The organism is Salegentibacter echinorum, assembly GCF_900129445.1.
GTDB lineage: Bacteria > Bacteroidota > Bacteroidia > Flavobacteriales > Flavobacteriaceae > Salegentibacter > Salegentibacter echinorum.
The window spans coordinates 297,799-319,917 of the sequence record NZ_FQVT01000004.1 but is presented as its reverse complement, the minus strand read 5'-3'; the positions used below and the strand labels follow the sequence as shown (position 1 = coordinate 319,917).

Genomic DNA, 22,119 nt, shown 5'->3' with positions numbered 1-22,119 from the left:
CAAGCTTTAATATTTTATTAGCTAAGATTTATTGCTTCTTTTTCTACATTTGGATAAAACCAAGCTATGTCGAAAAAAGTACACGAAGAAAACAATTACGACCTTATCTGTGCCGGGGGCGGAATTATGAGCGCTACCCTTTCCTTAATGCTAAAACTCATAGACCCAAAGCTTAAGATTATTATTTTTGAAAAACTCGATAAGGTGGCAGAAGAAAGTTCTGGCGCCTGGAATAACGCGGGCACGGGACATTCGGCTCTTTGCGAACTCAATTACACGCCACAAAAAGAGGACGGAAGCATAGATATAAGCAAGGCGCTAGAAATATTTAGTCAATTTGAAACCAGCAAACAATTTTGGAGCTATTTGGTAGAACAAAAATTGATTATAGAACCCAAAGATTTTATTCATTCGGTACCACATCATAGCTGGGTAACAGGCGAAGAGGATGTTACTTTTCTAAAAAAACGTTTTGAAGCCCTCACTAAAACCGCGATGTTTGAAGAAATGCAATTTTCTGAAGACCATAAGACATTAGCAAAATGGTTTCCACTAATTGCCAAAGGCAGGGAAAACCAGAAAATGGCCGGCACTCGTATGGAGATAGGCACCGAAGTGAATTTTGAAGATCTTACCCAAAAATATTTTAAAATATTAGAAAAACAATTCGATGTTCGGGTTTTGCGAAATACCGATGTTTTAGATGTAGATCCCGAAAAAGAACTGGAATGGTTGGTAAAAACAAAGGATCTTAAATCGGGGCAAATTACTTACTACGACGCCGAGCATGTTTTTATTGGTGCCGGTGGTGGCGCACTGCCATTATTGCAAAAAGTAGAAATTGAAGAAAAAGATGGCTATGGCGGGTTTCCGGTAGATGGGCAATGGCTTACCTGCAATAATCCCGAGGTCATCGCAAAACACGATGCCAAGGTGTACAGTAAAGCAGGACCCGATGCTCCTCCCATGTCCACTCCTCACCTGGACACAAGATATATTAATGGAAAGAAAGAATTGCTATTTGGACCTTTCGCAGGTTTTACCACTAAATTTCTAAAAGAAGGTTCAAAATTAGACCTTATAAAAAGCATCAATCTCGATAATATTCCTTCTATGTGGGGTGTATTTTGGCATAATCTTCCGCTTACAGAATATTTAATTAAGCAGGTGAGCATGGGGCATAGCGACAGAATGGAGGAACTTAGAAAATTTATAAAAGATGCTAAAGATGAAGATTGGGACTTAAAAGTTGCCGGCAAGCGAGTGCAAATCATAAAAAGGGACAAGGAACAGGGCGGCATCCTGGAATTTGGCACCGATGTGGTTCACAGTAAAGACGGTACCATTACGGCCTTGTTAGGTGCATCTCCCGGTGCATCGGTAGCTGTGCATATTATGTTGGAAGTTATCCAGCTTGCCTATCCCGAGAAATTAAAGCAACAGGAATGGCAAGATAAGCTGACAGAAATGATTCCATTCTGGAACAAAAGTATAAAAGACAATCCTGTTGAATTTAAAAAGGTACAGGCTAATTCTTCAGAAAAATTAGCATTGAATGTTATACATTAAATTGTAGTTGAATTTCTTTCGCTTTGTAAAATTCAGCGTAATTCACTCAGAAGATTCCGGAATATTCCCAACAAAAAGAGGCTGTCTAAAATATAAAATGTCAACGTCATTACGTCCCGATAGCCGGGAGAAGTGAAGTAATCTGCTTATTGATTTCCAACAGGTTGGAGATTGCTTCGTGCCTCGCAATGACGAAACACGGTATCTTTAAAGAGCCGATGGAGGGACTCCCTTCGATCCCGAAAAATGGAGGGACTCAGGATATCCCGAACCCTCGTCCCTTTATTTTAAAAAACTAAAGTCCTTAAAAAATCCTGAATTCTTCAATATTTTAAGAGCCGATGGAGGGACTCGAACCCACGACCTGCTGATTACAAATCAGCTGCTCTAGCCAGCTGAGCTACATCGGCGGTTATTAGAGCGCGTTAACCTTAGTCACTAAAGCTTCTGCCTTAGTTTCCAGCTCTTTTTGTATCGATTTAAAATGTTGCTTTTTATTTTCCACATTTTTTTGATTAATCTTAGTGATTAATTCATCAAAATTTGCAATTGCTTCGTCAACAATAGCTTCAGTCTTTTCAGCATCCTTAGGATTTGCCATTTGATGGATGTATGCCGCATCAATAATGTCTCCCATTACATAATTCACATCCCTTTTTAATAATCTCTTACTTGCCATATCACTTTATTTTCGGCTGCGAAATTACACTATTTTCTTTTATAAAATAACGGAAGTCTAAAAATTATTTCGCTGCTTTTTTTAATGCATTTAAAGCCTCTGGAATATGCTTTGAAGCCCCCATATTATTAAAACGATGAATTAACTTTTTATCCCTATCAAACACAAAAGTTTCCCTACCGGGGAGCAAACCCAGCATTCCCGCTTTTACACCAAAGGCTTCGCGAGCGCGTTTTTCTTTATCGGCAAGCAACACAAAAGGTAACCTCAACTTAGTTGCAAATTTTTTATGGGAATTTTCGTTATCTGTACTTATTCCTATCACTTCGGCTCCCAAATCCTGAAATTCTTCATAGCTATCCCTAAAGCCACAAGCTTGTTTGGTGCAACCCGGTGTAAAATCTTTTGGGTAAAAGAAAATCACTAAAGCCTTATCTTCCACCCTGGAAAAATGATAGTTTTCTCCATCCTGATCTTTCAAAGTTAAACGCGGTAGCTTATCCCCAATTTCAAGTGCCATTTTATTCTCCTTTATAGGTTACAAAATTTCTTGGAGTTTCATACAGGGTTACTTCCAGGTCTAAATTAGACCGCAGTTTATTCCGTAATTTTTTCCAAATAACTACAACAATATTCTCGGCGGTAGGATTAAGCTCGTCAAAAGGTTTTACCTCTTTATTGAGGTTTTTATGATCAAAAGGAACCTCTACTTCTTCGTAAATAAGTTTTTTTAACCTTTTTAGATCCATCACAAAACCCGTTTCAGGATCAATTTTCCCGGTTACTTTAACGATTAATTCGTAATTGTGCCCGTGATAATGCGGATTGCTGCATTTCCCAAAAATCTCCCGGTTTTTTTCGTCACTCCAGTCCTTGCGATACAAGCGGTGTGCTGCATTAAAATGAGCTTTTCTATTTACGCTTAATCTCATTTTTTAATACTTGAATAATACTTATCGAAAATTATCTTGAACCACTCGGTATATTCCTGTGGGTTCACCGCTATATCAGCTTTTATGTCTTCCAGGCTCATCCATTTCCAGTTGGCCACCTCATCTGGATTGGGTTTTGGATCGTCTTCATAATTTCCAATCATGATATAATCGTACTCATGCTCGGTGAGACCATTGCTAAAAGGTGCCTTATAAATAAAGGACATCACTTCTTTTAAATTGGTGCTAAACCCCATTTCTTCCTGAAGCCTTCGCTTCCCGGCTTCAATGTTGCTCTCCCCTTCCCTTTGGTGACTACAACAGGTATTGGTCCACAGGCCGGGCGTATGATATTTAGAAAGTGCCCGTTGCTGGATCATCAATTCATTTTTTTTATTAAAGACAAATACCGAAAACGCCCTGTGTAACAGAGCTTTTTCGTGGGCTTCTATCTTCTCCATTAACCCAATTTGCTCGTCCTTCTCGTTAACTAAAATTACTTTTTCTTTTTCCATTTTTTTATTTCAAACTCAAATGTACAAAATAGCTAACGCCATTTGCAAGTGTTTATAAACATAAGCCTTTTTTAGCTGTCAAACCCGGTAATTTTATGAATCGTCTAAAGTTTGTTCGCTTCAATATGCCTTCAGGATTCTAAAAAACAGACCGTGAGTAGAATATTGAGATAAAGAAACTTTTTCTTCGACTCTCTTGAAGTTACCCCAGATTCATCAGCTATAAAAATCAGTGATTTTCATTAAATTAATATTACTTTTGCCTTTGCAAAATAGGCTATAAAAAGTCAATTTCCTGTCGAGCATAAAGAAAGACAGGTAGCACCAATATATTTTATAGATGAAGAGTTTTCAGAAAGAATTAAACAGAAGAAGAACTTTTGGGATTATTTCTCACCCCGATGCCGGTAAAACCACCCTCACCGAAAAGCTTTTGCTATTTGGGGGCGCGATACAGGAAGCGGGAGCGGTAAAATCCAATAAAATTAAAAAAGGCGCAACCAGTGATTTTATGGAAATTGAACGCCAAAGGGGGATATCTGTAGCAACTTCGGTCTTAGGCTTTGAATACAAGGATATAAAGATCAACATTCTCGATACTCCCGGGCATAAGGATTTTGCTGAAGATACTTTTAGAACCCTTACCGCGGTAGATAGTGTGATTGTGGTGATAGACGTTGCCAAGGGAGTGGAAGAGCAAACCGAAAAACTCGTGGAGGTTTGTAGAATGCGAAATATCCCAATGATCGTTTTTATTAATAAGATGGATCGTGAAGGGAAAGATGCTTTTGAGTTGCTTGATGAAATTGAACAAAAATTAAACCTTACCGTTACCCCTTTGAGCTACCCCATTGGGATGGGCTATGATTTTAAGGGAATTTATAATATTTGGGAAAAGAATGTAAACCTGTTTACCGGTGATCCCAGGAAAGATATTGAAGACACCATAGAAATTTCAGATCTTACTTCTAGCGAGCTGGACGATTTAATTGGTGATGAGGCCGCCAACGAGCTAAGGGAAGAACTGGAGCTGGCGCAGGGTGTTTATCCTGAATTCGACAAAGACGCTTATCTAAGAGGACAGCTGCAACCGGTGTTTTTTGGTTCGGCCTTAAATAATTTTGGAGTTCGGGAGTTGTTAGATTGTTTTATAAGCATCGCCCCTACCCCGCGTCCCAAAGAAAGTGAAGAACGCATCGTTAAGCCTGAAGAGGATAAATTCACAGGTTTTGTGTTTAAGATTCACGCCAATATGGATCCCCGGCACCGAGACCGACTCGCTTTTGTGAAAATTGTTTCGGGTACTTTTGAAAGGAATAAGCCTTACCTGCACGTGAGAAACGATAAAAAACTAAAGTTTGCCAGTCCCAACGCATTTTTTGCTGAAAAGAAAGAGATTGTAGATGTTTCATATCCCGGTGATATTGTAGGATTGCACGATACCGGAAACTTTAAAATTGGAGATACACTCACAGAAGGAGAAGCTTTAAATTACCGCGGAATTCCAAGTTTCTCCCCGGAACATTTTAGGTATATTAACAACGCCGATCCTATGAAATCTAAACAACTGGCAAAAGGAATAGACCAGTTGATGGATGAAGGGGTTGCGCAGCTTTTCACGTTAGAACTTAACGGCAGAAAAATTATTGGAACCGTGGGTGCGCTACAATTTGAGGTAATTCAATATAGATTGGAACACGAATATGGTGCCAAATGTACCTACGAAAACCTAAATGTTCACAAAGCGACCTGGATTGAAGCTGAAGATGAAAAAAGCGAAGAGTTTAAAGATTTTAAAAGATTAAAATCTAAATTTCTCGCCAAAGACAAAAAAGGACAGCTGGTATTTCTCGCCGATTCGCAATTCTCTTTGCAAATGACCCGCGATAAATATCCATCCATTAAATTCCATTTTACTTCAGAATTTTAAGCTCCGGAAAACAATAACGGGTTGGTTTTATAAAAGATAAGACTTTGTCATTCAGAGTAGAGCTTGCGGAACGAAGAATCTTCAATAAGCCAGATTGGTGAGATCCCTCTTTTAATCAGAATGACAAAGTCTTACAATGACAGTACGCTTGTCATTCAGAGTGGAGCTTGCGGAACGAAGAATCTTCCACAAGCCTGATTGAAAAGATTCCTCCTTCGTCGGAATGACAAAGTCTTACAATGACAAAGCGGTACAACGACAGTACCCCTGTCATTCAGAGCGCAGCTTGCGAAGCGAAGAATCTTCCACAAGCCTGATTGAAGAGATTCTTCCTTCGTCGGAATGACAAAGCGTTGCAATGACAGTACCCTTGTCATTCAGAGCGCAGCTTGCTGAGCGAAGAATCTTCCATAAGCCTAACGTGAAAGATTCCTCCTTCGTCGGAATGACAAAGCCTTACAATGACAAAGCGGTACAACGACAGCACCCTGTCATTCAGAGCGCAGCTTGCGGAGCGAAGAATCTTCCACAAGCCTGAGTGAAGAGATTCCTTCTTCGTCGGAATGACAGAGCGTTAAAATGACAATACGCTTGTCATTCTTAGCGCAGCCTGCGGAGCGAAGAACCTACCACAAGCCAGATTGAAAAGATTCCTCCTTCGTTGGAATGACAAAGTCTCGGAATGACCAAGTGTTACAACGGCAGCACCCTGTCATTCAGAGTGGAGCTTGCGGAGCGAAGAATCTTCCATAAGCCTAACGTGAAAGATTCCTCCTTCGTCGGAATGACAAAGTCTTACAATGACAAAGCGGTACAACGACAGTACCCTTGTCATTCAGAGCGCAGCTTGCGGAGCGAAGAATCTTCCACAAGCCTGAGTGAAGAGATTCCTCCTTCGTCGGAATGACAAAGTCTCGGAATGACAAAGCCTTACAATAACAGCACCCTGTCATTCAGAGCGCAGCTTGCGAAGCGAAGAATCTTCATCGTGCTTCTCAGTTTCTTATTTTTATTTAAATTAGAACAATGAAAACTCTGGGAACCCATAATTACTATGTTTATATCTTAACTAATAGGTATAAAACCGTTTTATATACCGGTGTAACTAACAATTTAAAGAGACGCTTGTTTGAACATAGAAATCCAGAAGCCTTCTCCAAAGCTTTTACTACAAAATACAAATGCTTTTTTCTTATTTATCACGAACATTTTTTTAATGCGGAAACAGCAATTCGGAAAGAAAAGATTATTAAAGGCTGGTCACGAAAGAAAAAAAATAAACTGATATCAGCGTTCAATCCTGAATGGCGGTTTTTAAATGATGAGATTTGATTCATAGTAGTGAGGCTTGAAGAGATTCCTCCTTCGTCGGAATGACAAAGTCGTACAATGACAAAACGGTACAACGACAGCACTCTTGTCATTCAGAGTGGAGCTTGCGGAACGAAGAATCTTCCACAAGCCTGAGTGAAGAGATTCCTCCTTCGTCGGAATGACAAAGTCTCGGAATGACAAAGCCTTAACAGCACCCTGTCATTCAGAGCGCAGCCTGCGGAGCGAAGAATCTTCCACAAGCCTGAGTGAAGAGATTCCTCCTTCGTCGGAATGACAAAAGTCTCGGAATGACAAAGCGGTTCAATGACAAAGCGGTACAACGACAGCTCCCCTGTCATTCAGAGCGCAGCTTGCGAAGCGAAGAATCTTTCATAAACCTGATTGAAGAGATTTTTTCTTTCGTGGGAATTCTAAAAAAAGCTCCTGTTAAAAATAAAGACAGACTTACGGAGTGTAAATTACCGCATATTTTCATATATTTTCCGCGTAATTGTGGTTTATGGATACATTAGACGAACTTATCTCCCAATTCGCATCGGCGGTTTGGGGTCTTCCTTTGGTAATTTTACTCATAGGAGGCGGATTTTACTTACTTATTTTATCAAAATTTCTTCCGTTTAGATACCTGGGACATTCGCTGGACCTGCTAAGGGGGAAATACAATAACCCGAACGATCCCGGGGAAATAAACCATTTTCAAGCGCTCTCTACTGCCCTCTCCTCTACCGTGGGTATGGGGAACATTGCCGGCGTAGCCGTAGCTATCGCCCTTGGCGGGCCCGGTGCCATCTTTTGGCTTTGGATAAGCGCCATTGTAGGAATGGCTACCAAATTTTTCACCAATAGCCTTGCCGTGATGTACCGGGGGAAAGATACACAGGGAAACATTCAGGGCGGGGTGATGTATTTTATAGAAGAAGGACTGGGAAAAAAATGGAAGTTTATGGCCATCTTTTTTAGTGTCGCCGGTTTAATTGGGGCCTTGCCCGTTTTTAATGTAAACCAACTTACCCAGGCCATTAATTTTATTTTGTTAGAGCCCAATAATGTTCCTACGGGATTTACCACAAACCTTATCATTGGCATTATCCTGGTGATACTCACGGCTGTAGTGATTTTAGGCGGATTAAAACGGATTAGCCAAACCGTTTCCCGATTAGTACCGGCAATGGTGGTGCTTTACTTTATTTCAGTATTAATTATTTTAGTGGTTAATTTTGATGTAGTGCCCCAGTATTTCTCTATGATCTTTACCGATGCGTTTGCGGCCGAAAATTATAAAGGCGAACCTATGCTGGGCGGAGTTCTGGGCGGCTTAATTATTCTTGGCGTACGCCGGGGAGCTTTCTCTAACGAGGCCGGAATTGGAACTGCGACTATGGCACACGGCGCCAGTAAAACTTCAGAACCAATTAGAGAAGGACTGGTAGCCATGTTGGGACCTGCCATAGATACCCTGGTGGTTTGTACCTTAACCGCGCTTTGTATTCTGGTTACCGGGATTTGGCAAACTACAGATGTTAACGGGGTGAGTTTAACCGCTGCCGCGTTCGAGGATTCTATTCCTTACGTGGGCGATTACCTGCTATTGCTGTGTATTGCCGCTTTTAGTATTTCTTCGCTGTTTTCTTTTTCATACTACGGTACCAAATGTCTCTCCTACCTCGCGGGAGCCGAAAATAAACATTATTATAACTACTTTTATATTGTAAGTATTTTATTGGGCGCGACCACTTCTTTGAGCGCAATGATTAACCTCATTGACGGTTTTTTTGCCCTAATGGCTATCCCTACAATGATTGCCACATTGATTCTCGCGCCAAAAGTGATGAAAGAAGCCAGAAGATATTTTAAGAAATACCTGGGTTAATCGAAGAAACAAGATCGCTTTCGCTGCAAGAATATAGAATCAAGACTAAAACTACATAAAGAATAAAACTAGACTTAAAACACACCTTAGAAAAAACTTTAAAATTATTCAGAGTTAAGATTTTTCTACTACCTGAAAGACTTTTAGTTCTTTTCCGGTTACTTTTTGCAACAAATCTCTTTTCCTCAAGCATCCCCAGATCTCAAGTTCGGGGGCGCTGTGGGTGGTAATTAAAAGCCTTATACTTTCTTTGTTATTTTCAATCTCCAGTTTTTGGACATTTTGATAATGACTGCGATCCAGGCCGTCTGCAACCCTTAGTAGTGCCGAAAGCTTTTTTACCCTTTTTCGCAGCTTTTTACTCAGTTCTTTATAAGGAATATGTTTCTTGGTGGGCGCCGATTTACGGTGATACCTGGCTACATTGGCCATTAAATCTACTTCGTCTTCTTTAAAACCAAGTAAATCTGAATTCTTGATTAAATATAAAGCGTGTTTGTGGTGTTTTCTATAAGAAATATAATACCCAATATCGTGCATTAAGCTGGCATACTCCAACAGTTCCCTATCACCTTCTTTTAACTTTAATTCAGCTTTAAATTCATCGAAGAGCTGTAGGGCAAAATTAGCTACGTGGGTAGAATGGGCTTCCAGCCAGTCGCATTTTCGCAGTAATTCAAAAATACTTCTACGCCGCGGGTCTTTAAAATTGGCAACCAGGTCTAAGTTAAGCTGATCTTTTTCTGTTTCTATAAAGTTTAAGATCATCCCTTCCCGAAGCGCTTCTTCAGAAATTCTAATTTTTTTAATTTTAAATTCATCGACCAAGAACTTTAATAATACCATTCCCGGGTTTATGATATCTACCCGTTTTTCTTCTAATGCCTTTACTTTAAGTCGGTGTTTTTTATCCAGCTGAATAAAATCTTCGTACAGGTTTTTAAAGTCCTTAGCACTAAATTCCAGTTCATTCAGACTTCTATTGGCGGTAATCTCATTTTTTGAAGCAACCATCGCCCCAATATTTTCCATAGTGCCCGAGGAGCCGATGATGGTTTTTACCTTATGTTTTTTAGCCAGTTTGATCACCTCGGTGAGTTCTTCCCTAAAATGTTTTTGCAGTTCTTCTATTTCAGATTCTTTAATAGGATCAGACGCAACGAAAGCTGCCGCCATCCTGGCCACACCAAGTTTTAAACTATTATAGTAAATAAATTCCTTATTGTTCCCAATGATAAACTCTACACTACCGCCGCCAATATCTATCATAAGCACCATTTCCTCCCCCAACGCGATCCCGTGCCTTACCGCAAAGCCAATCATTTCGGCTTCCATTTGTCCGGAAATCGCCCTTACTTTAATCCCTACTTCTTCGCTAACTTCCTGGATAAAATCCCCTCCATTTTCGGCCTCCCGAATGGCACTGGTCGCAAAAGCAAGAATATTCTCCACCTCATAACTATCGCATAAAAACTTAATACGCCGCAGTGCTTCCAGCCCTCGGTTCATCGCTTCCCGGCTTAACTTATCTTCCAGGCCCTTTTCGGCGAGGCTCACCATTTCTTTTAATTTATTAACCGTTCTAAAACTACCATCGGGATAGATATCTACCAAAACGGCGTGAAAAGAGTTTGTTCCCAGGTCTATCGCGGCAATTCGCTTGGCTGGTTCTGCGCTGGCTTTAGTCATAAGCTGGTGGTTTTATGCTGAAAAGCTATTTTAAGATTGACTTCTAAAGTAAGTAATAATTATCAAAATATTCTTATTTCTAAAAGAAGTCGACTAGCGAGGAAAGCTTAGTTAGCTGGACACAAGATGGCCCATTTTCATCGGGGAAAGCTTACCACTCCCCATAGGGACACTGGACGAACAGCCGATTTAGTTAATCCCGCAAGTGCGGGACATTCATGTTAGGCTCCCGAAAAATCGGGACAGCCCGTACCGGCCCCCATTTTTATCGGGGAATGCTTAGTTATTAGCTACTGGCTTTTCCCTTCAAATATGTTTCAGGTGTAAACACAGCCAGTTTACTTTTTTTATAATCTTTTACGTTTCTTGTAAGTATAATACTTATTTGTCCGTTTTCTATAGCTGAAAAGTTTTGTAATGCATCTTCAAAATCCTTGAATTTTGAGTTTAGTGCTCCAAAAACAACTTCTTTATCCATAGAAGTAATATATATAATATTTAAAAGCTGTTTAATTTTCTCAATTATGATTTCGTGTTTTGCTGTTTTTCTAAGCAAGTAATAAACATTACAAATTATTACGGGTGTTGTAAATCCCTTAATTGTCTCAGATTCGCAAAGATTTAGAATTTCAGTCGCAAACTCAGCAAATGGCTCACGATCAAAAAAGAAATCTAAAATTACGTCAGTATCTATAAGAACTTTATCCATTTATGAATATTTTTCTTCTAACCTGTTTCTAAGTTCTTTTTTATATTCCATATCAGTTTTTGGCATTTTAAAAGATCCTTTTAAAGACTTAACGATTGGATTGAGTTTTTTAGCTTTTACTTTTTGCTCTTCTTTAGTTAGAACTTTCAAGTAGTTTTCAATTATATCTGACAAACTACGATTCTTATCCTTTGCGTATTTTTTAGCTCTTTTAATGATCTCTTGTTCAATCGTAAGTGTTAATTTAGTATTCATATCAGAATAGTTTTCGTTTACTAAAATACAAATATAAGTAGAAATTTTATTACACGTGTTAATTTATTAATAAAAACACGTATTTTAGTTTTAGCTTATGACTAACGGTTTTGTATAACCGTCAGCTACGGGTTAATATGCGTTAATTTTCGGTTTGGCACAGACGTTAGCAATTCCGCGTGGATTCGGACGTAGTCGAATCCGCCGTAATTGCGGTTATACAATGTTACTTGCAGTTTTTAATTCCTGTCAGTTTTCATTTTTATCAATTCTTCTCGGAAGCTTAAATTTTCTAATTTATCAAATTTGAATTTAGTAAGATGTTCTCTTTTCTTTCTCATATGTCTACTTAGTTCATACATTCCAGTTTTGAAAAGGTCGAGCTTTTTATTTATATTTTTTAACTCGTTTAATTCCATACTTAAATTGTATTGACTTATTCCTGTTCCAGAAATCCTAGTTTTTAATCCAAAAATAAATGGTTTTACAGGTTCCCCAACAGTTGTTCCAATCGCCCAATAACAATGAGTTACGACATTTCTAATTTCAATCAAATCAGAGAAGAGAGTAATCATCTTTTTTATTCTCTGTTTGTCATTTTCACTGTTGTAACTATGATTCATAGTCGACTGGAAAATTGATTTGATAGGTTCTGCCGTTAGTTTTTCAGTAAAGAAATCCGCATAAATCTGGTCTTTTAGTCCGTTGTTTATAAGAATGCTTTTAACACAAGATTTGAAATAATGAGTAGTCTGTTCAAAGTCAACATTAAATTTACCAAGTTCAGTATAAACTAAATTTGTGGTTTCAATAAATTCTTTTTCTTCGTCGTTCATCAAATTGAAGTAACTCGTTATATCCTGCACAATATAATTATTTAATCAGAAATATTTCGGAATAAACGCAGGTTTAGCTTGTTTTATTTATTTGAAATATTAGGTGTAAACCAAACTGCATTCATTCAAACAAAAAAAGCGCCCGGTAAGGACGCTTTTTATTTAATTTCCGAAGAAAATTTTTCTTAATTAAGCAGTTACTTCTTTATCTTCTTCTACTTCTTTCTTTTTAGATTCGATCTTAGATCTATCGCTTACACTGTCATACATTACGGGCGTTGCGATAAATAAAGAGGAATAAGTACCAACTATCACCCCAATAATCAAGGCAAACATAAAGCCTCTAATGCTTTCCCCGCCAAAGATAAAGATGGCAAGTAACACGATTAAGGTGGTAAGCGAGGTGTTTAACGTACGGCTTATGGTACTATCTAAAGCCACATTCACTGTTTTGCCAAGTGGCCAGCTGGTGTGCTCGTTTACAAATTCCCTTACCCTATCAAACACCACCACGGTATCGTTAAGCGAGTAACCAATTACGGTTAGAATTGCCGCGATAAACGCCTGGTTAATTTCCATATTAAATGGCATCACTTTATATAGCAGGGAGAAAATACCCAGTACAATAATAACATCGTGCGCTACTGCAGCTACCGCTCCAATACTAAATTGCCATTTTCTAAATCGTAATAAAATATATAAGAAAATCACTACCAGCGATCCTAAAATCGCCCAGAACGAGTCGTTCTTAATATCATCGGCAATTGTTGGACCTACTTTCATAGACTGCATAATTCCAAGATCCTTTCCTGCTCCCCCGGCGTTAAAGTCATCGTAACTCAAATCTGAAGGAAGGTAAGATTGTAAAGCATCGTAAAGTTTACGCTGAATTTCGTTATCTACAGCAGTACTCTCTTCGTTTACTTTATATTTTGTCGTAATTTTTAACTGGTTGTTAGGACCAAAAGTCTTTGCTTCGGCACTTCCAAATACCTCTACCAGGTCTTCTTCAACATCGGTTGGGTTTATATCCTGGTCGAATCGAACTGTATAAGTTCTACCTCCAACGAAATCAACTCCCTGGTTTAAGCCCTGAACTGCAAGCGAACCAATACTAATAACCAATAGCACTGCGGAAATCACATAAGCCATCTTACGCTTTTTAAGCCAGTCTATTTTTACATTGGTAAATAAGTTTTTGGTAGCCCCGGTAGCAAATTCCAACGATTTTCCTTTAGTACCATAACCATCTATAAACAACCTGGTAATAAAAATAGCTGTAAATAAAGAGGTTGCAATACCAATAAGTAAAGTAGTTGCAAAACCTTTAATTGGCCCGGTTCCTAAAATTAAAAGGATAAAACCAGTTAGACCGGTGGTAATATTCGCATCTAAAATGGAAGAAAGCGCATTGCTAAATCCGTCTTTAATGGCGTCTTTTTGCATTTTACCTTTTGCCAACTCTTCCTTAATCCTTTCGAAAATAAGTACGTTAGCATCTACAGACATACCAATGGTTAACACAATACCGGCAATACCAGGTAAAGTTAATACCGCACCAAGTCCTGCAAGGATTCCAAAGATAAGCAGGATGTTAAGTGCCAGGGCTACATCGGCGAAAAGCCCAGCTTTTCCGTAGTAGAAAACCATCCAAATCAATACAAAAACCAAAGCAATGGCAAAAGACCAAATCCCGCTGTCTATGGCTTCCTGACCTAAACTTGGCCCTACAATTTCACTCTGAATAATATCTGCGGAAGCAGGCAATTTACCGGCCCTTAGTACGTTGGCCAAATCCTGACCTTCGGTAATTCCAAAATCCCCGGTGATTTCACTTCGTCCCCCGGAAATTGCCCCGGTAGAAACCCCCGGTGCAGAATAAACCGTATTATCTAAGACAATCGCAATATTACTTTGTTGGTTAGAAGCCTGCCCGGTCATATCTTCCCAAATCTTTGCTCCACGGCCGTTCATTTGCATAGACACCGCGATACGTCCCATCTGGTCGTAAGTTTGTTGGGCATCGGTAATTACGTCCCCGCTAAGTGGCGGCTCCATATTACGATTTCCTTTAAGGGCATAAAGCCCTACAGCATCAGATTCGTCTTTTGGGATTCCCCATACAAACTTCGCATAGCGCTGTGAAGAAGGTAAAAGTGATCTTACCTGAGACATAGCAAGGTAATCGTTCACCTTTGCCGTATCCTGGGCAGAGAAATAAGCTAAAACCGGACCACCCTGAAAGCCGGGACCCTGTACCAAATCAAACAACGGATTGTTCCCGGTACTTACATCGGTAGTATCTTCGCTTTCGGCAAGTAATTCGTCTATATCACTTTGTGCATCATCGGTAGCAGTAGAATCTGATTGAGTTTCAGCTTTTTTGCTATCCTTATTTACAATGTTTTTTAGCACATTATTGGCCTGTCCTAAAAAGTTACCGAGTTCGGTATTTTTATAAACATGCCAAAATTCTAACTGGGCGGTACTTTGCAGTAAACCTTTCACCCTGTTAATATCTTTTGCTCCCGGTAATTCTACCAGGATCCTACCAGAGTTTCCTAAACGTTGAATGTTAGGTTGCGTAACCCCAAATTTATCGATACGTTTTCTTAATACTTCAAAAGCCGAAGTAATAGATTCGTCAACTTTTCTTCTAATAATGCCCTCTACCTCAGTATTGGACATTTCAAAATTAACCTCGTTGCTTAAAGTCTTATTGGCAAAAACATCTGGAGAAGCCAATTTCGCATCTGGAATATTATTAAAAGCCTGGAAGAACAGGTCTATATAATCATCCTGACTGTCTTTAGAAGCTTCGTCTGCTTCGGCAAGTGCCTTATTAAAAGCAGGATCGTTGGTGTTGTTTGCAAGTCCAGCAAGAATATCCTTTACCGAAATTTGAAGAATCACATTAATCCCTCCTTTAAGGTCCAGTCCTTTATTTAGTTCTTTTCCTTTTGCATCGTTGTAAGTAATTCCTGCAATAATCTCATTATTGGCAATAGAGTCGAGATACTTCTGCTCTTCAGCGTCTCTTATCGCTGAGTAATCCTCAACATTTTCGCTTACCTTTTGCCTGGCAAAATCTTCAGCTTCCCTTTCTACTTCAGCAGTAATAAAAGTAAAAGACAACTGATATAAACATACCAGCCCAAATAAAATTGCAAAAACCTTAATCAGTCCTTTGTTCTGCATTATTCCTTAAATTATATAATTAGGTCAATTTTAAAAACGGACAAATATAGGGTTTCAAAAATGAAATGCCAACAATTTTTTTTTGAATAATTTAACTTTTAAAACCGTGTTGGCCAGGAAAGAATTGACTGCAAAGAGCACCGGGATGCACACATAGAACACAGCAACAGTTTTTTGTTGCATCTTGCTAATACCCTGAATTCAAACCAAGAAAATCACGCAACCACCCCTTCTTCAGCGAAGCTAAATTCATCACCTTCTTGCTCCATAATAGGCAACATTACCGTTTTTAAAAATTTTGGTAAGGAGTCTCAAACTAATGGGCTTTGAACTTCAAGTTAGGAGGAACTGAGGTTAACATACAGCCAAAACCAGGCTCTGTATCCACAAAAAAACTGTCTTAAAAGTAAGTAAACGCCATTAACTCCCAAACTTAATAACTATTGGGGTTATTGGGGCAGCGAAGTAATCTATCTGTTGATTTCCAACAAGCTGGAGATTGCTTCGTTCCCCGAAATGACGAATCACATTACCTTTAAGACAGCCTGTAATTCTTATAAATATGAACTTTTATAACTAAAGCTCTAAAAGTCCGTTAGTTTTCTTTACTCCTTCCGCACTTTCTTTTATTTTGGCTTTCTCTTTGTCGTCTAATTCAATTTCAACGATTTTCTCGAGACCGTCTTTACCTATAATAGCCGGCACTCCTATACAAAGATCGTTTAGGCCATATTCACCTTCTAGCATAGCCGAGCAGGGGAACATTTTCTTCTGGTCGCAGGCAATGGCCTGTACCAATCCAGAAACTGCAGCTCCAGGAGCATACCAGGCACTGGTTCCCAATAATTTTGTAAGGGTTGCACCACCAACTTTAGTATCTTCTGAAACCTTATTTAAACGCTCTTCGCTTAAAAAAGCGCTTACCGGCACAGAATTACGCGTAGCAAGTCTTGTTAGGGGCACCATTCCCGTGTCACTATGACCACCAATTACCATCCCATCAACATCTGATGTTGGGCAGTCTAAAGCTTCACTTAACCTGTATTTAAACCTGGCGCTATCTAAAGCTCCACCCATTCCAATAATTTTATTCTTCGGAAGTCCGGTGGTTTTATGCACCAAATAGGTCATAGTATCCATAGGATTACTAACCACGATTATGGTTACATTTGGAGAGTGTTTTATAAGGTTTGCTGAAACTTCTTTTACAATTCCCGCATTGATCCCAATAAGTTCTTCACGCGTCATTCCAGGTTTACGAGGAATACCACTGGTAATTACCGCAACATCACTGTTGGCAGTTGTTGAGTAATCATTTGTAGTGCCTTTAATTTTAGTATCAAAACCATTTAGGCTGGCGGTTTGCATAAGGTCCATGGCTTTTCCTTCGGCTAAGCCGTCTTTAATGTCGAGTATCACTACTTCTGAAGCAAAATCTTTAATAGCAACATACTCTGCACAACTGGCACCAACTGCACCTGCACCTACTATAGTAACTTTCATATTCTAAATTTTAATCGGTTAATATTTCACCCTCAAAAATACGAATATTGCCCTAGTTTAGCCATAAGATATTGATAAATCTGCCCGATTATATCCTAAAATGGAGCCCTGCATTAATGTGAAAAAACTTACCAACCGTAGCCATGGTACTCACCTTAAAACGGTTAAAATAAAGATTAAAACCAACATCGGCTTTAAACTGTGTATTATCCTTATCCAAATCGTCTAAACGCTTATTAATTAGCGGTAAAAGGGTGCCATTACCACCCATCGCATAAGTAAAATTAGAGTTAGTAGCCCCCAGTGCTCCAAAAACCTCGAAAGTATCGCCATATCTTTTTGAGCCCAAAACCGAAGCCATCCAAAGATCTGAATTTACATCTACCAGATCTAAAGAACCGAGATTTTCATCGCCGGCGTCTAAAGTTACCGGGCCAAATTCATATTCTACATCAAATTTATTATAAGCGATGATAGCTGCTGCCTGAAAATCATCTTCGTCGTTAAATTTAAAATATTGAGAAAAGTTGTGTTTAACAGCTGCCCCATAAGTGCTAAAAGACACGCCATCTACGGTGAGCTGCGGTAAAAAACGCACGGCAAATTCGGTTTCATAAGGCAACCCAACATTGGCCTGTATAAAAGGATAAGCTAAAACAGTTTTATTTGCCCCCTGAAAAGCGTTGAACTCATAATTTTTACCGGCAAATTCAAAACCGTACCTCACACTGGTCTCTCCCCCCAAAGCTGTAGGTACCACGGCATTTTCTTCACCAATAATACTAATTACTGCATCCCCACCATTGGAGTGAACATTTTGAAAATCTCTGTTAGAAATTGTTGAAGTTTGTTTATTAGACGGTACAAATAAAGCGTTCCCTTTAAATGAAATATCCACTTTCCAGGGCTTTAATGCCGTTGCCGAGGTAAACCAACCGGCACCGGCTTCATAAGCAGCACCTTCTGCGGCAGGACTGGCAAATTGATCGGCTAGAAATAACATTTCGTCGGCCAGTCGGTCTAGTTTACCCTCTTGCGCAAAAACGGAAGAGGTAGTGATCATAAAAAATAATACGATAAAGAATGTGTAGTTTTTCTTCAAAATAAGTAGGTATTTAGATTAGGTGGGGTAAAAATAGGAAAAAAACTGTTTTTATAACAAATTAGCCAAAAGATAAAAAACCCGCAGAAATTCTGCGGGTTTTAAACAATGTAATATTATTGGCTATTATGCATCAATATTTGCATACTTGGCATTTTTCTCGATAAATTCCCGTCTTGGCGGCACCTCATCCCCCATAAGCATAGAGAAAATCCTATCGGCCTCCAGACTGTTATCTACTGTTACCTGTCTAAGTTTACGGCGTTCAGGATCCATAGTAGTATCCCAAAGCTGTTCAGCATTCATCTCACCAAGACCTTTATAACGCTGTATTTGTACACCACCGCTATAACTTTCAGCAATTTCATCACGTTCTTCCTCACTCCAGGCATAGCGTTTTTTGCTACCCTTTTTCACGAGGTATAGTGGCGGGGTTGCAATATAAATATTCCCACCTTCTATAAGTTCTTTCATATACCTATAGAAAAAGGTTAGGATTAGTGTTTCAATGTGACTACCATCTACATCGGCATCACACATAATCACAATTTTATGGTATCTTAATTTATCGGTATTTAAAGCTTTACTATCTTCTTCAGTACCAATAGTTACCCCAAGTGCGGTATAGATGTTTTTTATTTCCTCGTTATCAAAAACTCGGTGAGTCATTGCTTTTTCAACATTCAGAATCTTACCCCTTAAAGGTAAAATAGCCTGAAATCTACGATCCCTACCTTGTTTTGCTGTTCCACCCGCAGAGTCACCCTCTACCAGGAATACCTCACTTTGCGTAGGATCCTGCTCAGAACAGTCAGATAATTTCCCCGGCAAACCACCAATACTCATCGCTGTTTTACGCTGCACCATATCGCGGGCCTTCTTAGCCGCATTCCTGGCCTGGGCCGCAAGAATTACTTTTTGGATAATAGTTTTAGCGTCATTAGGATTCTCTTCCAGGTAGTTTTCCAACATTTCTGAAACGGCCTGTGACACCGCCGAAGTCACTTCACGGTTCCCCAACTTGGTCTTAGTTTGCCCTTCAAATTGAGGTTCGGCTACTTTTACCGAGATGATCGCGGTAAGACCTTCTCTAAAATCGTCTCCCGTTACCTCAAACTTCAATTTGTCTAACATCCCGGAAGCATCTGCATATTTCTTAAGCGTAGTAGTTAAACCCCGTCTAAATCCAGATAAGTGCGTTCCACCTTCGTGGGTATTGATATTATTTACGTAGGAATGTAAATTCTCGTTAAAAGAAGTGTTATAAACCATAGCCACTTCTACAGGAATCTCGTTTTTCTCGCCTTCCATAGCGATTACATCGGCAATGATTGGCTCCCTGTTTCCGTCGAGAAATTTTATAAATTCCTTTAAACCTTCTTCGGAATAAAATCTTTCTGAAAGAAACTCCCCTTTTTCGTTTGTTTCCCGCTTATCAGTAAGGATCATTTCAATTCCCTTATTCAAATAAGCAAGCTCCCGCATTCTACTGGAAAGCGTTTCATAACTAAACTCTACACTTTGCTGAAAGATAGAAGTATCTGGCATGAAAGTTACCATAGTACCGTTAAGTTCGGTTTCCCCAACGGGTTTAACCGGATACAATGGTTTTCCAAATTCATACTCCTGTTCCCAAATTTGATTATCGCGGTAAACGGTAGCCTTTAAAGAGGAAGAAAGTGCATTCACACAACTTACCCCAACCCCGTGGAGTCCCCCGGAAACTTTATAAGAATCTTTATCAAACTTTCCCCCGGCACCAATTTTGGTCATCACCACCTGCAAGGCAGAAACACCTTCTTTTTTGTGCAGGTCTATTGGGATTCCTCTACCGTTATCCTCGGTAGTTACCGAGCCGTCTTCATTAATGGTAACTTTAATAGAATCACAATGACCGGCCATAGCCTCATCTATAGAGTTATCTACCACCTCATACACCAAATGATGCAAACCTCTGGTACCGGTATCTCCAATATACATAGAGGGACGCATGCGCACATGCTCCATCCCTTCTAAAGCCTGGATACTATCGGCCGAGTAATTCTGTTTTTTGGCTTCTTCGCTCATATATTCTGATAATTAAATTCGTCTAATTTGAATAACGAACAAATATAACAAAACGCGCACTGGTATTAAGCAGGCAGGCTCGTTACGCGCCTTAAGTTATTAACAATTTGTGCAAAAAAAAGCCCACAACACAAAGTTTTCACTCTGTATTACGGGCATAACAAACCACACGATTGTTTAACTTAAGCTTTGGCTAATTCTTCAAGTTCTTTTTTAGCATTTGTTGCTACGTGAGAAGTGTTTGCTCTTCCGCTGGGATCTAAATCTGCCTGCCATTTAGGAACCCATCTCTTTACGGTTTTTGCAGCTTCTTCCTGCGGGAAGTGGCTTTCAAAAATTTCGCGGTAAAAATAGGCTTCTTTTGTTGCAGGAGTGTTATGTGGAAAACGCGTTTCAGCGGTTGCCATTTGCTCATCACTTACCCTGGCGGTGGCATAGGCGATAAGCTCATCTATCCAGTTATATCCAACGCCATCACTAAATTGTTCTTTTTGTCGCCACAACACTTCTTCTGGTAAAAATGGCTCTTCAGGCGTATCAAATGCTTTTCTTAAAATAAATTTCTCTACACCATCATAAGTTGTTGGCATTTTGTGTATTGCTTCGGTTTCCATGGCTGTTTTTAAGAATGCTTTATCTAAAAACGGAGCCCTGGCTTCCAGGCCGTGAGCCATCGTAGACTTATCTGCTCTTAGGCAATCTGCCGTGGCCAATCGCTGCACCCTTCTAATGGTTTCTTTCTGAAACTCATCTGGCGATGGCGCATTTTTAAAGTAAAGGTAACCTCCAAAAATCTCATCGGCACCTTCTCCACTTAACACTACTTTTACCCCGGTTTCTTTAATTCCTTTAGACAAAAAGTACATTGGGGTACTAGCCCTAATAGAAGTCACATCATAAGTTTCCAGGTGCCAAACTAATTTTTTAAGTATAGCGATCCCCTCCTCTACCGTAAAATTGAACTCTTTGTGATCTGTTCCAAGAAAATCGGCTACTTTTCTAGCGGCGATTAGATCTGGAGATGTTTCATCTAAACCTATGGAAAAGGAATGTAATTTTTGTCCACTATCCTTCATTAAACGGGCTGCGATAGAAGAAGTTAAAGAAGAATCCAAACCTCCGCTTAACAACACCCCTAAAGGAACATCGGCCATTAATCTTTTACGGGTTGCTTCCATTAAATCTTCCCTAAGTTTAGTAAGATCTAAGTCTTTAGTGGCTTTAGAATAATCATACCAATCTGGCGTATAATATTCAACAAAACCGGTTTTTGGCGTATAATAATGCCCGGGAGGAAAAGGAGCGAAACTGCTGCAATGATCGGCCAGGGCTTTCATTTCACTGGCAAACCAAATCGCACCGTCATCATCTGTACCATAATAAAGTGGTTTTACTCCAATTGGATCCCTACCTGCAATAAAATCTTTACCATCTGTTACTACAAAAGCAAATACCCCGTCTAATTTATCTACAAAATCATACCCAAATTCTTCATATAAGTGAACTATCACTTCAGAATCTCCTTCTGTTCTAAACTGGTGGTCTTTTAGCTCATTATTCCTTAAAGCACGGTGGTTATAGATCTCGCCATTATGAATCATCCAGGCAGTTGAAGTACCTTGAATTGGTTGTTTTCCGGTTTTAAGATCTACAATAGATAATCTTTCGTGACTTAACACATAACCTTCTTCGGTTACATGCACATCACTTTCGTCTGGACCGCGGTGTGACATTCTTTTTGAAAGTCCGCTAATCTTTTCTTCTGATAATCGTTCTCCGATTACTGCTAAAATTCCACACATAATAATTGCTTTAATAATTTGATACAAATATGGGCCATAGGTTACAACAAACAAACAGAACCAACGGAAATGGTTTTAAATGGAAAGATTAAAAATTAAATTAGAGTTCAAATATTAGAAATTCATCC

17 protein-coding genes and 1 tRNA gene are annotated in these 22,119 nt (G+C 39.3%); 4 read left to right on the top strand and 14 right to left on the bottom strand.

What is annotated here, in order from left to right; genetic code table 11:
* Positions 1-66: 66 nt before the first annotated feature.
* Positions 67-1,569 (top strand): malate dehydrogenase (quinone), encoded by a 1,503-nt coding sequence (mqo, locus tag BUA71_RS09230; RefSeq protein ID WP_072878954.1) that lies wholly within the window; start codon positions 67-69, stop codon positions 1,567-1,569.
* Positions 1,570-1,905: 336 nt separating this feature from the next.
* Here mqo and BUA71_RS09225 read toward each other — a convergent pair.
* The 5 genes from BUA71_RS09225 to idi all read right to left on the bottom strand — a co-directional run bounded on the left by BUA71_RS09225 (position 1,906) and on the right by idi (position 3,695).
* Positions 1,906-1,979: transfer RNA gene (locus BUA71_RS09225), tRNA-Thr, on the bottom strand.
* Between the two features lie 5 nt (positions 1,980-1,984).
* Positions 1,985-2,248 (bottom strand): hypothetical protein, encoded by a 264-nt coding sequence (locus BUA71_RS09220; RefSeq protein ID WP_072878952.1) that lies wholly within the window; start codon positions 2,246-2,248, stop codon positions 1,985-1,987.
* Positions 2,249-2,312: 64 nt separating this feature from the next.
* Positions 2,313-2,768 (bottom strand): peroxiredoxin, encoded by a 456-nt coding sequence (locus tag BUA71_RS09215; protein ID WP_072878950.1) that lies wholly within the window; start codon positions 2,766-2,768, stop codon positions 2,313-2,315.
* A gap of 1 nt (position 2,769) precedes the next feature.
* Positions 2,770-3,180 (bottom strand): 6-pyruvoyl trahydropterin synthase family protein, encoded by a 411-nt coding sequence (locus tag BUA71_RS09210; RefSeq protein ID WP_072878948.1) that lies wholly within the window; start codon positions 3,178-3,180, stop codon positions 2,770-2,772.
* A complete protein-coding gene (idi, locus tag BUA71_RS09205) occupies positions 3,177-3,695 on the bottom strand; it encodes an isopentenyl-diphosphate Delta-isomerase (RefSeq protein WP_072878946.1) in 519 nt (172 codons plus the stop codon). Before idi ends, BUA71_RS09210 begins: the two co-directional genes overlap by 4 nt.
* A gap of 340 nt (positions 3,696-4,035) precedes the next feature.
* Here idi and BUA71_RS09200 point away from each other — a divergent pair, with 340 nt between their 5' ends.
* From BUA71_RS09200 to BUA71_RS09185, 3 genes are all read left to right on the top strand, one after another.
* Entirely contained in the window at positions 4,036-5,625 is a 1,590-nt protein-coding gene (locus tag BUA71_RS09200; RefSeq protein ID WP_072878944.1) for a peptide chain release factor 3, read from the top strand.
* Positions 5,626-6,651: 1,026 nt separating this feature from the next.
* A complete protein-coding gene (locus BUA71_RS09195; protein ID WP_072878943.1) occupies positions 6,652-6,957 on the top strand; it encodes a GIY-YIG nuclease family protein in 306 nt (101 codons plus the stop codon).
* Between the two features lie 502 nt (positions 6,958-7,459).
* On the top strand, positions 7,460-8,830 hold the full coding sequence (locus BUA71_RS09185) for an alanine/glycine:cation symporter family protein (protein WP_072878939.1): 1,371 nt from the start codon (positions 7,460-7,462) through the stop codon (positions 8,828-8,830).
* A 114-nt stretch (positions 8,831-8,944) separates the two neighbouring features.
* Here BUA71_RS09185 and BUA71_RS09180 read toward each other — a convergent pair whose 3' ends face one another.
* The 9 genes from BUA71_RS09180 to asnB all read right to left on the bottom strand — a co-directional run bounded on the left by BUA71_RS09180 (position 8,945) and on the right by asnB (position 21,991).
* Positions 8,945-10,519 (bottom strand): Ppx/GppA phosphatase family protein, encoded by a 1,575-nt coding sequence (locus BUA71_RS09180; RefSeq protein ID WP_072878937.1) that lies wholly within the window; start codon positions 10,517-10,519, stop codon positions 8,945-8,947.
* A 286-nt stretch (positions 10,520-10,805) separates the two neighbouring features.
* Positions 10,806-11,228: a type II toxin-antitoxin system VapC family toxin gene (locus BUA71_RS09175; protein WP_072878935.1), complete on the bottom strand. Its 423-nt coding sequence runs from the start codon at positions 11,226-11,228 to the stop codon at positions 10,806-10,808.
* Positions 11,229-11,483: a DUF6364 family protein gene (locus tag BUA71_RS09170; protein WP_072878933.1), complete on the bottom strand. Its 255-nt coding sequence runs from the start codon at positions 11,481-11,483 to the stop codon at positions 11,229-11,231. It lies immediately after the preceding gene.
* 239 nt (positions 11,484-11,722) lie between these two features.
* Positions 11,723-12,319 (bottom strand): hypothetical protein, encoded by a 597-nt coding sequence (locus BUA71_RS09165; protein WP_139277080.1) that lies wholly within the window; start codon positions 12,317-12,319, stop codon positions 11,723-11,725.
* A gap of 189 nt (positions 12,320-12,508) precedes the next feature.
* Positions 12,509-15,517: a protein translocase subunit SecDF gene (gene secDF / locus BUA71_RS09160; protein ID WP_072878929.1), complete on the bottom strand. Its 3,009-nt coding sequence runs from the start codon at positions 15,515-15,517 to the stop codon at positions 12,509-12,511.
* A gap of 576 nt (positions 15,518-16,093) precedes the next feature.
* Positions 16,094-17,020 carry a malate dehydrogenase gene (locus BUA71_RS09155; protein ID WP_072878927.1) on the bottom strand — a complete coding sequence of 309 codons (927 nt, stop codon included), beginning with the start codon at positions 17,018-17,020 and terminating at the stop codon, positions 16,094-16,096.
* 88 nt (positions 17,021-17,108) lie between these two features.
* Positions 17,109-18,122: a DUF6588 family protein gene (locus BUA71_RS09150; RefSeq protein WP_139277079.1), complete on the bottom strand. Its 1,014-nt coding sequence runs from the start codon at positions 18,120-18,122 to the stop codon at positions 17,109-17,111.
* Positions 18,123-18,248: 126 nt separating this feature from the next.
* A complete protein-coding gene (gene gyrB / locus BUA71_RS09145) occupies positions 18,249-20,189 on the bottom strand; it encodes a DNA topoisomerase (ATP-hydrolyzing) subunit B (RefSeq protein WP_072878924.1) in 1,941 nt (646 codons plus the stop codon).
* Between the two features lie 182 nt (positions 20,190-20,371).
* Positions 20,372-21,991 (bottom strand): asparagine synthase B, encoded by a 1,620-nt coding sequence (gene asnB / locus BUA71_RS09140; RefSeq protein ID WP_072879105.1) that lies wholly within the window; start codon positions 21,989-21,991, stop codon positions 20,372-20,374.
* Positions 21,992-22,119 lie beyond the last annotated feature (128 nt).

Bases quoted from the DNA above. Each gene is read 5' to 3' on its own strand.
- gyrB (WP_072878924.1), bottom strand. From the start codon at position 20,189: ATGAGCGAAGAAGCCAAAAAACAGAATTACTCGGCCGATAGTATCCAG.
- BUA71_RS09155 (WP_072878927.1), bottom strand. From the start codon at position 17,020: ATGAAAGTTACTATAGTAGGTGCAGGTGCAGTTGGTGCCAGTTGTGCA.
- BUA71_RS09220 (WP_072878952.1), bottom strand. From the start codon at position 2,248: ATGGCAAGTAAGAGATTATTAAAAAGGGATGTGAATTATGTAATGGGA.
- asnB (WP_072879105.1), bottom strand. From the start codon at position 21,991: ATGTGTGGAATTTTAGCAGTAATCGGAGAACGATTATCAGAAGAAAAG.
- BUA71_RS09165 (WP_139277080.1), bottom strand. From the start codon at position 12,319: ATGAACGACGAAGAAAAAGAATTTATTGAAACCACAAATTTAGTTTAT.
- BUA71_RS09185 (WP_072878939.1), top strand. From the start codon at position 7,460: ATGGATACATTAGACGAACTTATCTCCCAATTCGCATCGGCGGTTTGG.
- BUA71_RS09180 (WP_072878937.1), bottom strand. From the start codon at position 10,519: ATGACTAAAGCCAGCGCAGAACCAGCCAAGCGAATTGCCGCGATAGAC.
- BUA71_RS09170 (WP_072878933.1), bottom strand. From the start codon at position 11,483: ATGAATACTAAATTAACACTTACGATTGAACAAGAGATCATTAAAAGA.
- BUA71_RS09195 (WP_072878943.1), top strand. From the start codon at position 6,652: ATGAAAACTCTGGGAACCCATAATTACTATGTTTATATCTTAACTAAT.
- BUA71_RS09210 (WP_072878948.1), bottom strand. From the start codon at position 3,180: ATGAGATTAAGCGTAAATAGAAAAGCTCATTTTAATGCAGCACACCGC.
- secDF (WP_072878929.1), bottom strand. From the start codon at position 15,517: ATGCAGAACAAAGGACTGATTAAGGTTTTTGCAATTTTATTTGGGCTG.
- idi (WP_072878946.1), bottom strand. From the start codon at position 3,695: ATGGAAAAAGAAAAAGTAATTTTAGTTAACGAGAAGGACGAGCAAATT.
- BUA71_RS09175 (WP_072878935.1), bottom strand. From the start codon at position 11,228: ATGGATAAAGTTCTTATAGATACTGACGTAATTTTAGATTTCTTTTTT.
- BUA71_RS09200 (WP_072878944.1), top strand. From the start codon at position 4,036: ATGAAGAGTTTTCAGAAAGAATTAAACAGAAGAAGAACTTTTGGGATT.
- BUA71_RS09215 (WP_072878950.1), bottom strand. From the start codon at position 2,768: ATGGCACTTGAAATTGGGGATAAGCTACCGCGTTTAACTTTGAAAGAT.
- mqo (WP_072878954.1), top strand. From the start codon at position 67: ATGTCGAAAAAAGTACACGAAGAAAACAATTACGACCTTATCTGTGCC.